The sequence below is a fragment of the Nocardioides sp. genome, from assembly GCF_036274455.1.
Taxonomy (GTDB): Bacteria; Actinomycetota; Actinomycetes; order Propionibacteriales; family Nocardioidaceae; genus Nocardioides.
This window is the reverse complement of sequence record NZ_DASUFR010000133.1, coordinates 18,796-32,681: the sequence shown is the minus strand read 5'-3', so window position 1 is coordinate 32,681 and position 13,886 is coordinate 18,796. Positions and strand designations below refer to the sequence as shown.

General features: G+C 70.1%; 13 protein-coding genes. 2 read left to right on the top strand and 11 right to left on the bottom strand.

The features are described from left to right. Nucleotides 1-13: 13 nt before the first annotated feature. From VFV89_RS12755 to VFV89_RS12730, 6 genes are read right to left on the bottom strand one after another with little or no spacing between them, the layout of a single operon-like run. The gene (locus VFV89_RS12755) at nucleotides 14-283 is read right to left on the bottom strand and encodes a VIT1/CCC1 transporter family protein (RefSeq protein ID WP_329706324.1); all 270 of its coding nucleotides are present in this window, start codon (nucleotides 281-283) and stop codon (nucleotides 14-16) included. A 54-nt stretch (nucleotides 284-337) separates the two neighbouring features. Further along, nucleotides 338-1,297: an ABC transporter permease gene (locus tag VFV89_RS12750; RefSeq protein ID WP_329706323.1), complete on the bottom strand. Its 960-nt coding sequence runs from the start codon at nucleotides 1,295-1,297 to the stop codon at nucleotides 338-340. Continuing rightward, nucleotides 1,294-2,256 (bottom strand): ABC transporter permease, encoded by a 963-nt coding sequence (locus VFV89_RS12745; RefSeq protein WP_329706322.1) that lies wholly within the window; start codon nucleotides 2,254-2,256, stop codon nucleotides 1,294-1,296. The genes VFV89_RS12750 and VFV89_RS12745 overlap by 4 nt, the downstream gene beginning before the upstream one ends. A gap of 7 nt (nucleotides 2,257-2,263) precedes the next feature. Beyond that, the gene (locus VFV89_RS12740) at nucleotides 2,264-3,265 is read right to left on the bottom strand and encodes an oligopeptide/dipeptide ABC transporter ATP-binding protein (RefSeq protein WP_329706321.1); all 1,002 of its coding nucleotides are present in this window, start codon (nucleotides 3,263-3,265) and stop codon (nucleotides 2,264-2,266) included. Further along, nucleotides 3,262-4,269, bottom strand: a complete 1,008-nt coding sequence (locus VFV89_RS12735; RefSeq protein WP_329706320.1) for an ABC transporter ATP-binding protein — start codon at nucleotides 4,267-4,269, stop codon at nucleotides 3,262-3,264. The genes VFV89_RS12740 and VFV89_RS12735 overlap by 4 nt, the downstream gene beginning before the upstream one ends. A gap of 10 nt (nucleotides 4,270-4,279) precedes the next feature. Beyond that, nucleotides 4,280-6,076 carry an ABC transporter substrate-binding protein gene (locus VFV89_RS12730; RefSeq protein WP_329706319.1) on the bottom strand — a complete coding sequence of 599 codons (1,797 nt, stop codon included), beginning with the start codon at nucleotides 6,074-6,076 and terminating at the stop codon, nucleotides 4,280-4,282. Nucleotides 6,077-6,271: 195 nt separating this feature from the next. Here VFV89_RS12730 and VFV89_RS12725 point away from each other — a divergent pair, with 195 nt between their 5' ends. Together VFV89_RS12725 and VFV89_RS12720 are read left to right on the top strand one after the other, a co-directional pair. Beyond that, nucleotides 6,272-6,946, top strand: coding sequence for a response regulator transcription factor (locus VFV89_RS12725; RefSeq protein WP_329706318.1), 675 nt, complete (start codon nucleotides 6,272-6,274; stop codon nucleotides 6,944-6,946). After that, the gene (locus tag VFV89_RS12720; protein ID WP_329706317.1) at nucleotides 6,943-8,343 is read left to right on the top strand and encodes a HAMP domain-containing sensor histidine kinase; all 1,401 of its coding nucleotides are present in this window, start codon (nucleotides 6,943-6,945) and stop codon (nucleotides 8,341-8,343) included. Before VFV89_RS12725 ends, VFV89_RS12720 begins: the two co-directional genes overlap by 4 nt. 20 nt (nucleotides 8,344-8,363) lie before the next feature. Here VFV89_RS12720 and VFV89_RS12715 read toward each other — a convergent pair whose 3' ends face one another. From VFV89_RS12715 to VFV89_RS12695, 5 genes are all read right to left on the bottom strand, one after another. Next, entirely contained in the window at nucleotides 8,364-9,176 is an 813-nt protein-coding gene (locus VFV89_RS12715) for an ABC transporter permease (RefSeq protein ID WP_329706316.1), read from the bottom strand. A 13-nt stretch (nucleotides 9,177-9,189) separates the two neighbouring features. Next, nucleotides 9,190-10,005, bottom strand: a complete 816-nt coding sequence (locus VFV89_RS12710) for an ABC transporter permease (protein WP_329706315.1) — start codon at nucleotides 10,003-10,005, stop codon at nucleotides 9,190-9,192. A gap of 75 nt (nucleotides 10,006-10,080) precedes the next feature. Continuing rightward, nucleotides 10,081-11,304: an ABC transporter substrate-binding protein gene (locus VFV89_RS12705; protein WP_329706314.1), complete on the bottom strand. Its 1,224-nt coding sequence runs from the start codon at nucleotides 11,302-11,304 to the stop codon at nucleotides 10,081-10,083. Further along, complete coding sequence (locus VFV89_RS12700; protein WP_329706313.1) at nucleotides 11,301-12,383, bottom strand: ABC transporter ATP-binding protein; 1,083 nt, start codon at nucleotides 12,381-12,383, stop codon at nucleotides 11,301-11,303. The genes VFV89_RS12705 and VFV89_RS12700 overlap by 4 nt, the downstream gene beginning before the upstream one ends. Nucleotides 12,384-12,511: 128 nt before the next feature. After that, nucleotides 12,512-13,753: a saccharopine dehydrogenase family protein gene (locus VFV89_RS12695; RefSeq protein WP_329706312.1), complete on the bottom strand. Its 1,242-nt coding sequence runs from the start codon at nucleotides 13,751-13,753 to the stop codon at nucleotides 12,512-12,514. Between the last annotated feature and the right edge of the window lie 133 nt (nucleotides 13,754-13,886).

Here is a 13,886-nt window from a genome sequence, read left to right as displayed (position 1 = left end):
GCCGGCTGCCCAGTCAACCGATGGACTGCCCCACGATCAGGGCCAGGACAAGGGTCGACACCCCGATGGTCACCGCTCGCAGAACCGTGCGGGCCGGCTGGGTGTAGCCGATCCGGGCGCCGACGTAGGACGTGATGACGAGTGCCACGGTGACCGCCACCAGGGTCGTGAGCACCCGCGTCTGCGAGGGGACCACCAGGCTGATCAGGATGGGCAGGGCCGCTCCGGCGGCGTACGCCAACCCGACGCCGATGGCCACCTGCACCGGCGGAAGCAGGTCCATTGTGGGGTCGCGAGCGACCGGCCCGGGCCGCCGTCGGCCGGTTGACCACTCGGCTCAGGTCAGCCGGACGCGTGGGTCCAGGTAGGCGTAGCAGAGGTCGACGAGGATGTTCGCGACCACGACGGCGGTCGAGGCGACCAGCACGATGCCGATGATCACCGGCAGGTCCTGCTGGGTGATCGCGGTGACCGCGGTCTTGCCGAGCCCCGGCAGGCTGAAGATCTGCTCGGTGATCACCACCCCGCCGACGAGCTGTCCGAGGTCGATGCCGAACTGCGTGACCACCGGGGTGAGCGCGCTGCGCAGGGCGTGGCGGTAGACGACCCGCCGCTCGCCGAGCCCCTTCGCCTCCGCGGTACGGATGTAGTCCTCGCCGAGCACGTCGAGCATGGACGCGCGCGAGAGCCGGGTGTACGTCGCCGCCGAGACCAGGGCGATCGTCAGCCACGGCAGGATCAGGTGCTGCACCCAAGGACCGACGCCCGCCGAGAGCGGCACGTAGCCGCCGGCCGGGAACCACGCGTGTCCGCTGAGGGTGAGCCGGTAGTAGAGGAAGTACAGCGCGCCGAGGCCGAGCACGAACGACGGCATCGAGTAGAAGATCAGGGAAGTGATCGTCAGCGAGCGGTCGCGGAGGCTGCGGGGGTGGGTAGCGGAGACGACGCCGTTGTAGACACCGAGCAGGAGCCAGATGATCGCGGCGCCGACCGCGAGTGAGAACGTGATCGGGAACGCCTCGCGGATGATCGTGGTCACCGGCTGCTGGTGGTAGTAGTCGTAGCCGAGGTTGCCGTGCAGTGCGTTGGTGAGGAAGTCGACGTACTGCCGCCACAGCGGCCGGTCCAGCCCCAGCCGGTGGTTGATCAGCGCGATCGTCTGCGGCGTCGCCTGTCGGCCGGCGAGGGTGCGGGCCACGTTGCTCGGAGCGACGAAGAACAGGACGAACACGGCCACGGTGATCAGCCACAGCACGAAGATCCCGCTGGCGATGCGCAGCGCGAGGAAGCGGATCACGGCCGGGCTCCCTGTCGGGTCCGGACCAGTCGGTCGATGCGCGGGTCGACGGCATCGCGGACGCCGTCACCGAGCAGGTTGAAGGCGATCGTCGTGATGAGGAGCGCGAGGCTGGGGAACAGCACGAACCACCAGGCGACGGTGTAGTAGTTCTGCGCCTCGCTGATCATCCCTCCCCAGTCGGCGGCCGGAGCGGGGAGGCCGAGCCCAAGGAAGGACAGCGTCGCCTGGACGACGATGACGACCGGGATGAGCAGCGTGGTGTAGACGATCACCGGTGCGAGCACGTTGGGCAGCACGTCGACGACCATGATCCGCAGGTCGCTCGCGCCGAGCGAGCGGGCGGCCTCGACGAACTCCCGCTCCTTGAGGAACAGCACCTGGCCGCGCACGATGCGGGCCATCGAGGCCCAGCTGAACATGCCGATCACCAGGACCGTGATGACCAGGCTGGGGCCGGCGACCGAGACCAGCGCGATCGCCACCAGCAGGAACGGGATCGAGAGCACGACGTCGACGAGCCGGGCGATGACCAGGTCGACGGCACCGCCGAGGAACCCCGCCAGCAGGCCCAGGGCCACGCCGACCACGACCGTGAGCATCGTCGCGAGGACGCCGACCCCGAGCGAGATCCGGGCGCCGTACGCGATCCGCACCAGGATGTCGCGACCGAGGTCGTCGGTGCCGAGCAGGAACGTCGAGCTCGGCGCCTTCGGCAGGCCGTCGGGGGTCAGCCCCTCCTGGTGGTACTGCATGTTCGGCGGGTGCCCGGTGACGTGAGCGACGAGCGGGGCGCACACCGCGAACAGCACCATCAGCACGATCACGACGAACGAGGAGATCGCCACCTTGTCCGAGCGCAGCCGTCGCCACGCGAGCGACCACGGCCCACGACCCACGACGTCACGAGGCCGCGGCTCGGCATGGGTCCGCGGGCTCTCCGTCAGCTCGATGCTCATGTCGTGCTCATGGCCCGTCGTTCTCGCTCACCGGGTGCAGGCACGCCGTGAGGTGGCCGGGCCCGTCGTCGAAGGCAGCCACGAGCGGAGGCGTGGTGACCTCGCAGTCCGTCTGCCGCCGGGGGCAGCGCGGGTGGAACGGACAGCCCGAGGGCGGGTTGACCGGCGAGGGCAGGTCGCCGGTGAGCACCACGGGGTCGCGGCTGTCGGCAGCGTCGGGGTCGGCGGGCGGTACGGCGGAGAGCAGGGCTCGGGTGTAGGGGTGGCGGCCGGCGGCGAACAGCTCCTCGACCGTGCCGGTCTCGACGATCCGCCCGAGGTACATGACCGCGATCCGGGTGCTGACGTGACGGACGACCGAGAGGTCGTGGCTGATGAAGAGGTAGGTCAGCCGGAACTCGCGCTGCAGGTCGAGGAGCAGGTTGATGACCTGGGCCTGGATCGACACGTCGAGGGCGGAGACCGGCTCGTCGCAGATGATGAGCTTCGGCCGCAGCGCGAGTGCGCGGGCGACCCCGATGCGCTGCCGCTGGCCGCCGCTGAAGTCGGCGGGGAACCTGTTGAAGTGCTCGGGGTTGAGCCCGACGACCTCCATCAGCTCCTGGACCTGCGCCCGCCGTGCCGCGCGGCCGGCCGCGTGGTGGATGGCCAGGCCGTCGCCGATGATCGAGCCGACGCGCCGGCGGGGGTTCAGCGAGCCGTAGGGGTCCTGGAAGATCACCTGCATGTCGCGCCGGAGCGGACGGAGCTGCCGCCCGGACAGGGTGCTGATGTCGTGGCCGTCGAACCTCACGGTCCCGCCCGTCAGGGGCTGCAGGCGTGCCACGCACCGCGCGAGCGTCGACTTGCCGCAGCCGGTTTCGCCGACGAGGCCCAGCGTCTCCCCCGGCTCGATCGAGAGCGAGACGTCGTCGACCGCGCGTACGGTCTGCGGGCTGCCCGTCCACCCGACCCGGCGTGCGTCGTAGGTCTTCGTCAGGTGCTCGGCCGCCAGCAGGGGCTCGCTCACGACGCCCTCGGCGCCTTCAGCTCATCGCGCAGCCGGCGCCGCTGCACGGTGTCGTGCGGTAGCCAGCAGGCGGAGAGGTGGCTCGGGTCGCTGTCCACCGGCTCCAGCTCGGGGACGTCGGTCCGGCAGGCGTCGAACGCGTAGCGGCACCGCGGGTGGAACGGGCAGCCGGCCGGGGGGTTGATCAGGCTCGGCGGCGTGCCGTTGATCGGCGTGAGGCGCCGCCCGCTCTGGGTGGGCAGCGAGTCGAAGAGCCCCTCGGTGTACGGGTGGTGCGGGCGGTAGAACACCTCGCGCCGGGCCGCCCGCTCCATCAGCCGGCCGGCGTACATCACCGCCACCCGGTCGGCCATCTCCGCGACGACGCCGAGGTCGTGGGTGATGAGGACGATGGCGGTGCCGAACTCGCGTTGGAGCCGCTTCATCACCTGCAGCACCTGGGCCTGCACGGTGACGTCGAGGGCGGTCGTCGGCTCGTCGGCGATCAGCAGGGTGGGGTTCAGTGCCATCGCCATCGCGATCATCACCCGTTGCCGCATGCCGCCGGAGAACTGGTGCGGGTAGTCGTCGACCCGCTCGGCGGGGCGGGGTATCCCGACCAGACCCAGCATCTCGACCGCCCGGCGGCGTGCTTGCGCCCGGGAGAGGGCCTGGTGGGCCCGGATCATCTCCTCGATCTGCCAGCCGACCCGGTAGGCCGGATGGAGGCTGGTCAGGGGGTCCTGGAAGATCATCCCGATCCCCGGCCCGCGCACCCGGCGCAGCTCCTCCCGGGTCGCCCGCAACAGGTCGCTGCCGTCGAAGACGGCCCGGCCGTGCACCTCGGCGCCGCGGGTGAGCCCGGTGATCGTCTGGGTGGCGACGCTCTTGCCGCTGCCGGACTCACCCACCAGCCCGAGGGTCTCGCCCCGGTCCACGTCGAAGGAGACCCCGCGCACCGCCTGGACGACGCCGTCGTCGGTCCGGAAGGAGACCCGGAGGTCCTCCACCGCGAGGAGTGCCATGGCCGCCCACTCAGCCGCCGTTGGTGCCGGGCGAGAGCCAGACGTTGGCCGGGTCGAAGTTCTGGATGGCCGGCACGTAGATCGCGTTGTGCACCTGGCTGGCGTGGTAGCTCGCCTGCTGCGGGTTGGTGATGGGGAAGATCGCCGCATCCTGCATGACCTGGCGGTCGGCCTGGCCCCACAGCGCGCCGGACTGGGTCGGGTCGGTGGCCGTCGACGCCTGCTGGATCAGGGCGTTGGTCTTCGCGCTGTCGTAGAACCCGTAGTTGCTGCCCGTCGGCGGGTAGGACGGCGGCCCGGAGAACAGCGGTGCGAAGAACGACAGCGCCGCGTCGCCGTACCAGTCCGCTCCCCAGCCGGCCAGCGAGAGGTCCCAGACCCCCGTGCGAGCGGCACTGGGCACCTGCAGGTACTTGGTGTAGAAGTCCGCGTCGGGCGAGGGCACACCCACCACGTGCACGCCGATCTTCGCCAGCTGCTGCTGAACGGTCTGGAAGACCTTGCTGCTCCCCTCGCTCGCGTTGCGGTAGAGGAACTTCAGGGTCAGCCCGTTGGGATAGCCGGCGTCGGCGAGCATCTGCTTCGCCTTGGCCTGGTCGGTCTGGTAGAGGTCGAAGTTGGTCGAGCCCTTGATGTCCGAGGGGAGGATGTGGGTCAGCGGCGGGTTCACCGTGGGGCCTCCGAGGACCTGGGTCATCTCGTCGCGGTTCAGCGCGTACTCGAGCGCCTGCCGGACCTCCACCTTCCCCAGCGCGCCGTTGTTGTTGGGCGAGACGGTGTTGAACACGATGTAGGGGTTGCTCGAGGCGGTCTCCCCGAGGTTGAAGTTCGGGTCCTTCCGGGCGATCAGCCCGGGCAGCTGGCTGGGCGGTGGCGCCTGGTCGAACTCCATGTCCGCGCTCGCGGTCCCGGTCTCCAGCTGCTGCTGGATCGAGTCCTGGCTGACGGTCTCGTCGACCACGACCTTGTCGACGTACGCCTTGCGGATCGGGTCGGTGGACGGGTTCCACGCGTTGTTGCGGGTGAAGACGATCTCCTTGGTCGGCTTCCACGACTCGACCTGGTAGGGGCCGTCGGAGATCTCGTGCTGACCGAGCGCCTGGCTGGCGGGCAGGTACTTGAGCACCTCCTCGGGGGCCGGGGAGAACGCCGGCAGGGTCAGCATGTCGACGAAGTACGTCGCGGGGTGGGTCAGGTGGAAGACCACCGTGGTGTCGTTCTTCGCCACGACGCCGGGCAGCGAGGTCTTGTTGATGTAGTCGGCGATCGCGCTCGGGGTCTGCGCAACCTTCGCGAACCCGTCGCAGAAGCTCTGGTAGCCCTGGATGAGGGTGGCGAAGTCCGGCGTGCCGCCGAACGGCTGCACCGGGTTGCAGGTGCGCTTGACGCCGCGCACTACGTCGGCGGCGGTCACCTGCCGCGCCGGTGTGGTGTTCCACATCGCGCCCTTGCGGATCGTGATGGTGTAGGTCATGCCGTCGGCGCTGACTCCGCCGTTCGAGGTCGTGGGCAGCCCGGTGGCGAGGTCCGGGACCGCGGTCGTGGTCTGGCCATCCACTGCGGGGAAGGTGAACAGCTGCCGGCTCCACAGCCGCAGCGCGAGGTAGCCGACGCTGTAGTAGGAGATGTTCGGGTCCATGTAGTCGACGTCGCCGGCGCCGAGCATGTTCAGCGTCCCGCCGCGGACGGGGGTCTCGCCGCTGGAGCCAGAGGTCCCGCTGTTGTTCGAGCTGCCACAGGCAGCGATCGCCATCATCAGTGCACACACGCCGACGAGCGACGCTCGACGGCCTCCGAATGTCCTCACGTCCGGCTCCCTCCACCGCGGTCCGGTCGACCGCGGCGCAGGCGAACCTAGGCACGGCGTGCAGCCCACCTCAACGGCTCGGGGCCAGTCGCCCGGCGACTGTCACACGACTGCAAGACGGGCCCGCCTGAACATGACGGAGAGGTGACGGATCGTCATGTGGGAGTGGGTCCGGACCGAGCAATACTGGACGTCGTGAGCAGGTCGGTGCTCCTGGTCGAGGACGACCCGCGAGTCCGCCGGGCGCTGCAGCTGGCGCTGCGCGACGAGGGGTACGTCGTCTCGCTCGCGGCCTCGGGGAACGAGGGGCTGGCGGCGCTCGGATCGGCGAGACCGGACGTGGTGCTGCTGGACCTGATGCTCCCCGACCTCGACGGCTTCGACGTCTGCCGCAGGATCCGGCACGTGAGCGAGGTCCCGGTGATCATGGTGACGGCGCGCACCGACACCCACGACGTCGTCGGCGGGCTCGAGGCCGGGGCCGACGACTACGTCACCAAGCCGCTGGTCGCCAAGGAGCTCTCGGCGCGCATCCGCGCGCTCCTGCGGCGCATCGACCCGGCCCGCACCCCCCGCCGCCTGCAGGCCGGCGACCTCGACATCCGGGTCGACGAGGGCGTCGTCCTGCGCGACGGTGTACCCGTGCACCTGACCCGCACGGAGTTCCGGTTGCTCGCCGAGCTCGCGCTCGCGCCGGGCGTCCGGTCCCGTGAGGAGCTGCTGGAGCGGGTGTGGGGCTACGGCTACTTCGGCGACGCGCGGCTGGTGGACGTGCACATCCGGCGGCTGCGCACGAAGGTCGAGCGCGACCCGGCCAACCCCACGCTGGTGGTGACCGCACGCGGGCTCGGCTACCGGCTTGCCCGATGACGCGCCGGCGCCGCCGGTCGTGGCGCCCGCAGCTGAGGCTGCGCAACCGGCTGGCGCTCGGCTTCGGCCTGATGGCGCTGCTGCTGTCCACGGTCATCGCGCTGTCGGTGTGGTCCCTCGCCGACCACTACATCCACCGCGACCACGTGCTCACCGCCCGCGCCGAGGCCGCCGACAACGCGGAGCTGATCGCGACCGAGATCGGCACCGGCGTCCATCCGAGCGACGCGCTGCTGGACCGGCTGCGCTACGCGCCGGGCACCGCGGCCGTGCTCCTCGACCGAGGACGCTGGTACCGCAACCACGAGGCCAGGGCCCTGCCCCTGCCACCCGATCTCGAGCAGGACGCCGGAGCCCACCCGCACAGCGCGCGCACCGTGACCGTGGCGGGCAGGCCGTACCTCGAGGTCGTCTCGGCTGCCCACTATCCCGGCCGGGTCTATGTCGAGCTGGAGCCACTCGAGGACCTGCAGAGCACCCTGACGCGGACCTGGCGGCTGCTGGTCGGGGCCACCATGGCGGCCACGGTGCTCGGCGCGGCGTTCGGGCTGTTCGCAAGCCGGCGGGTGCTGCGGCCACTGACCGACGTCACCGAGGCCGCGTCGGCCATCGCGCACGGGGACCTCACGGCTCGCCTCGACATGCGCGGTGACCCCGATCTCGACGACCTCGCCCGGTCCTTCAACCGGACGGCGAGCGAGCTCGAGGGGCGCGTGGTCGCCGACGCCAGGTTCGCCGGAGACGTGAGCCACGAGCTGCGGACCCCGCTCACGACCATGCTCAACTCGCTCGCCCTGCTCGAGAACCGCCGTGCGACGTTGCCGAGCGACGTGCGTGAGCCGCTCGACCTGCTCAGCGAGGACCTGCACCGGTTCCGGTCGCTGGTCACCGACCTGCTGGAGATCTCCCGCTTCGACGACGGGGCCGCCATGCTCGAGTCCGAACCGGTGCTCGTCGGCGAGCTCGTCGCCCGGGCCGCCGACTCCGCCGCCGGTCGTGGCGTCACCGCCGTTCTCCCGAGCGCCGAGGGGCTCGTTGCGCAGGTGGACAAGCGTCGTCTCCGTCTCGTCGTCACCAACCTCGTGCGCAACGCCGAGACGCACGGCCTCGGCTGCCGAGCGGTGACGGTCGGCGCCGAAGGGAGCACGGTGCGGATCGCGGTCGACGACGCGGGGCCGGGGGTGCCGCCGGACCGGCGGGAGCGGGTCTTCGACCGCTTCGCGCGCGACACCAGCGAGCGCAGCGGCACTGGGCTCGGGCTCGCCATCGCCTCACGCAACGTCCGGCTGCACGGCGGCACGATCACCGTCGGGGACTCACCGGACGGCGGTGCCAGGTTCGTCGTCGAGCTGCCCGTCGACGTCCGGCGTGCGGCGCAGCGACCGGTGCCGGCCTGAACGAGTTGCCGTGGGGGCTCTCACCGCGCCCCGGTCATCGCCTCCGTCGCGTTGCCCGAGAGCCGCTGGGCCAGGTAGATCGGGATCGCCGAGAACAGCACCAGCGCCGCCGCCACACAGTTGACGATCGGCGCCTGGTTGGGGCGGAAGAGGTTCTGGAAGATCCAGATCGGCAGCGTCTTGTCGGTCGCCGAGGCGGTGAACGTGGTCACCACGATCTCGTCGAAGGACAGCCCGAACGACAGCAGGGCGCCGGCGAGCAGGGCCGACCTGAGCATCGGCAGGGTGATCAGCCGGAAGGTGGTGAACGGCCCCGCGCCGAGGTCCATCGAGGCCTGCTCGAAGTTGCCGCCCAGCCGCGAGAACCGCGCCTGGACGTTGTTGAAGACCGTGACGATGCAGAACGTCGCGTGCGCGATCACGATCGTCCAGAGCGACAGCTCGATGCCGAGGATCGTGCGGAAGCCGTTCTGGAACGCGAGGCCGGTGACGATGCCGGGCAGTGCGATCGGCAGGATGATCAGCAACGAGACGACGTGGCGGCCGAAGAAGCGAGTACGCCGCAGCGCCATGCCAGCCAGGGTGCCGAGGACGAGCGCGACGACGGTGGCGGCCAGGGCGACGCGCACCGAGGTCCACAGGGCGTCGCGGGCGCCCTGAGAGTGCCAGGCCAGCTGCCACCAGTGCATGGTGTAGCCGGCCGGCGGCCACGCGTAGGTGCGGCTGGTGTTGAACGAGTTGAGCAGCACCAGCAGCAGCGGCACGTAGATGAAGACCAGCACGATCGCGGACGTCACCCACAACGCGGCCCGCAGGCCGGTCGGCAGCTTCATCGGCAGCACCCCGTCACAGCTGCTCCAGTGCGCCGGTGCGCCGAGCCGCGGCCAGGTAGATCAGCATGACCACGATCGGGATGGTGGCCACCGCGCACGCGAACGGCAGGTTGTTGGCCGCCCCCTGGTTGTCATAGACGACGTTGCCCAGCAGCTGGGTGGTGCCGCCGACGATCTTGACCGCGATGTAGTCGCCCATTGTCAGCGAGAAGGTGAAGATCGAGCCGGCCACGAACGCCGGGAACACCATGGGCAGCACGACCCGGCGCAGCGTGGTCCAGGAGCCCGCCCCCAGGTCGGCCGACGCCTCGAACAGCGAGTCCGGCACCCGCTCGAGGCCGGCGTACAGCGGCAGGATCATGTACGGCAGCCAGAGGTAGGCCAGCGTCATCGCGGTGGCGGGCAGTCCGTAGCCCGGCGTGCCGAGCCCGAACGGCGCCGCGATCGACTCCACGAGGCCGTTGGAGGAGAGCATGCCGCGCCAGGCGTAGGCCTTGACGAGGTAGGAAGCCCACAGCGGCATCAGGACTGCGATGACGAGCACGCGCTGCCAGCGCGGGGTGGCGACCTTCGCCATGAACAGCGCGATCGGGAACGCCAGCAGGGCGTCGACGACGGTGACCAGAGCGGCCAGGCCGATCGTGCGGAAGGTGATGGTCCGGTAGACCGGGATCGTGAACAGGTCGTGGAAGTTCTCCGTCGTCCAGACCCGCTCGATGTTGCCGGTGAAGTCGTTCTGGGTCCACAGCGAGGTGATGAGCAGCGCCGCCAGGGCCGCCAGGTAGGCCACCCCGAGCCACAGCATCGGTGGCGTCAGGAGGAGGCCCACCCGGAGACCCGGACGGCGCGTGAACACGGACAGGTGTCTGGTCCCTTCTAGTCCTTGATCGCTAGTCCTTGATCGCTAGCCCTTGATCTCGGTCCACGCCTGGGTCCAGTCGCCGTAGTCGGCGCACTTCACGTCGGTGCGGCCGTCCAGGCACTGCTCGATCGGCGTGGTCCAGTAGTGGATCTGCGCGGCGTAGGCCGCGTCGGTGGCGTGGTAGGTGTCGCAGAACGTCTTGTCCGACGTCAGGTCGCACGCCTTGGGGTTGGCCGGCGCCTCACCGAAGTACTCCGCCACCGCGGCCTGCGCCTCGGGGCTGGCGATGTAGTCCATCCACGCGTAGCCGCAGTTGGGGTTCTTCGCCTTGGAGCTGATCATCCAGGTGTCGGACCAGCCGGTGGAGCCCTCGTCGGGCAGGAAGGCCTCGACGTGCGCCCCGTCGCTCTGCGCCAGCGACGCGATGACCTGCCAGGTCGTGCCGATCACCGAGTCGCCCTTCTCGAAGGCCTCGGTCTCCTTGAGGTAGTCCGACCAGTACTCCGACACGTTCTCCTTCTGCTTCTTCAGCACGTCCACGGCGGCGGCCAGCTGGTCGTCGTCGAGCGCGTAGGGGTCCTTGATGCCGAGGTCGGGCTGGGTGTTCATCAGGTAGAGCGCCGCGTCCGCGATGTAGATCGGCGAGTCGTAGGCCGTCACCTTGCCCTTGTACGTCGACGCGTCGTCGAACACCGCTGACCACGAGGTCGGCGCCGGGCTCACGACGTCGGTGTTGTACATCAGCAGGTTGGCGCCCCAGCCGTGCGGGATGCCGTACATCTGCCCGTCCACCGAGTTGAAGGCCTGGTCCTTGAGGAACGAGGACTCGTCGGCGTAGTTCTTCACCAGGTCGGTGTTGACCGGGGCCACGTCGCCGGCGGCGATGAGCCGGAGCGTCGCGTCACCGGAGGCCGAGACCACGTCGTACTCGCCGGTCTTCATCAGCTGGACGGCCTCGTCAGAGGTGCCGAAGTACTTCACGTTCGCCTGGCAGCCGCTCTGCTGCTCGAACGGCGTGACCCAGTCGACCGACGCGTCCGTCGAGCCGTCCTCGGCGTACCCCGGCCAGGCCAGGATGTTGACCTGGCCCTCCATCTCGCCCAGCGTCTGCTGCATCGGGATGTCCGGCGGGGTGAAGCCCTCCGAGCCCGGGGCAGCATCGCTCCCGTTGTCGCCACCGTCCGAGTCGGTGCCACAGGCGGCCACTCCCAGCAGCAGTACGGCGCTGGCCAGGCCCAGGAGGCCTGTGCTGGTCCGTCTCTTCATGATTCCTCCTCATCAGGTGGTGGCCCGGCCTTGTCAGGAGCGGCCAGTGCCACCAGGTGGTCGCGTCGCCACGACAGCGCGACACGTTGCTGGCGCCGCTCGAGGGCGGCGTCGATGGAGACATCGGAGTTCTGGTGCGAGACGGTCAGCGTCGCGCCGGCGTCGAGGTCGACGATCGAGTGCGTGCTGGCGCCGAGGTAGACGACCTCCCGGACCACGCCGGGCGCCACACAGGTCGACCCGTCCGCGGGCGGGGCGGCCGACTCCGCATGCATGTGCAGCTTCTCGGGCCGGACCACGAAGGTGCCCTCCTGCCCGAGGAGCCGGCGGGCGACCTCCCCGTCGATCAGGTTCGAGGTGCCGACGAAGCCGGCGACGAACGTTGAGGCCGGCTTCTCGTAGAGCTCGACCGGCGTCGCCAGCTGCTGGATGCGGCCCTCGTTGAAGACCGCGATGCGGTCGCTCATCGTGAGCGCTTCCTCCTGGTCGTGGGTGACGAAGACGAAGGTGATGCCGACCTCGCGCTGGATCTCCTTCAGCTCGACCTGCATCTCGCGGCGCAGCTTGAGGTCCAGCGCGCCGAGCGGCTCGTCGAGGAGCAGCACCTTCGGGCGGTTGACCAGCGCCCTGGCCAGGGCCACGCGTTGCCGCTGCCCGCCGGAGAGCTGGTGCGGCCGCCGGCCGGCGTACCCCTCCAGCCGGACGGTCGCCAGCGCCTGCTCGGCCCGCTGCCGCCGCTCCGACCTCGCCACCTTCTTGACCCGCAGGCCGTACTCGACGTTCTCCTGCACGCTCATGTGCGGGAAGATCGCGTAGTCCTGGAAGACCGTGTTGACGTCCCGGTCGTAGGGCGCCTTGGTCGTCACGTCCTCGCCGCCGAGCCGGATGGTGCCCTCGGTGGGTGGCTCGAAGCCGGCGATCAGGCGCAGCACCGTGGTCTTGCCCGAACCCGACGGACCGAGCATCGAGAAGAACTCGCCGTCCTCGATGTCGAGGTCGAGCCCGTCGACAGCGCGCACCTGGTCGTAGTGCTTGCTCAGCCCCCGCACCGAGATCGCAGGCGTTCCGCCATCCGCCATGCAGGGAAAACTAGTGAACCGGGCACCACCAGTTCCAGCATCGGATCGCCACAACCACAACGATTTCGCAACACCGGGAGGGTCGAAGGTGCGGGATCCGTGCCCATAGTGGCCGCCGGCGGCGGCCCCTACGGGGCCAGCTCCTTGGTCCCCCAGGGGCTGCCGTACTCCGTCAGCAGCTCCAGGAACGGCACCGCGTCGAAGGCCTCCGGGCCGAGCACGCCGGCGCCCGACCACGTGCCGTTCGCCAGCAGCTCGAGCGCGACCACCGGGTTGATCGCGGTCTGCCAGACCACGCACTGATGGCCGTACTCGCGCATGGTCCACTCGTTGTCGACGACGTGGTAGAGGTAGGTCGACCGCGGGCCGGTCGGGGTCCCGTCGGCGTCCTTCCCCGTGCCGGTCACCCACAGGCCGGCGCAGGTCCTGCCCTTCATCCGCGGACCGACCGTGGCCGGGTCGGGCAGCACGGCGGCGACCACGTCCCTCGGCGCCACCTCACAGAACCCTTCGCTGGCCTTGACCCGCACCTTCTCGGTCGAGTCGAGGCCGAGGGTGTGCAGCACCTTGAGGATGTTGATCATCTCGTCGCCGAGGCCGTACTTGAACGTCGCGCGCCGGCACTCCACCCAGCGCGGCATGAGGAGGACCTCCTCGTGCTCGACGTTGACGCACTCGACGGGGCCGATCCCCTCGGGGAAGTCGAAGACCTCGGGCTCGCTGAACGGCGCGGTGGTGTGCCAGGCACCGTCCTCCCAGACGACCGGTGGGTTGAGGCACTCCTCGATCGTGGTCCACATCGAGAACGACGGCGCGAAGATCTCGTTGCCGTCGTCGTCGGTCACGACCAGGTTGGCGCCGTCGCGGGTGCCGAGCTCGTCGATCTCGGAGAACAGGTGGTCGGCGGCGTACCGCGCGAAGACGTCGGACAGCCCGGGCTCGACGCCGATGCCGACCAGCGCCAGGCGACCCGCCTGCTCCCACTCGCCGGCGACCGCGAACTGGTCGTCGCCGAGCTTGACGCCGGTCTTCTCGTACGGCGCCTCAGGGTGCGGCTTCGAGAGCGACATCGCCATGTCGAGGTAGTCCGCTCCGGCCGCGAACGCGCCGTTGAAGATCGGCATGTTGAAGACGGGGTCGACGGCGTTCATCACGTGGGTGATGCCGTGCTCGCGGCACAGCGCGGTGACCGCGTCCGCGGACGAGGCGTCGACCTGCGCCGCGAGGTACCGGCTGTCCGCGGCCGCGCCCTTCTCGGCCCGCGCGAGGTCGTAGTCGGCGACCACGATCGTCTCGAAGAAGTCGCGCCGGGCCGCGATGGCCGTGAACGCCCCGCCGACGCCGCCGGCGCCGACCAGCAGGATCCTCATTCAGCTTCCTTCCTTCTGCACCGACGCTGGGACTCCCGCACCCGCCCATCGAGCTTGTCGAGATGACCGCAGGGTCGGCTCCCAGGCCACGCGGCGGGGGTCTCGACAGGCTCGACCGGCGGTACTCAGGTTC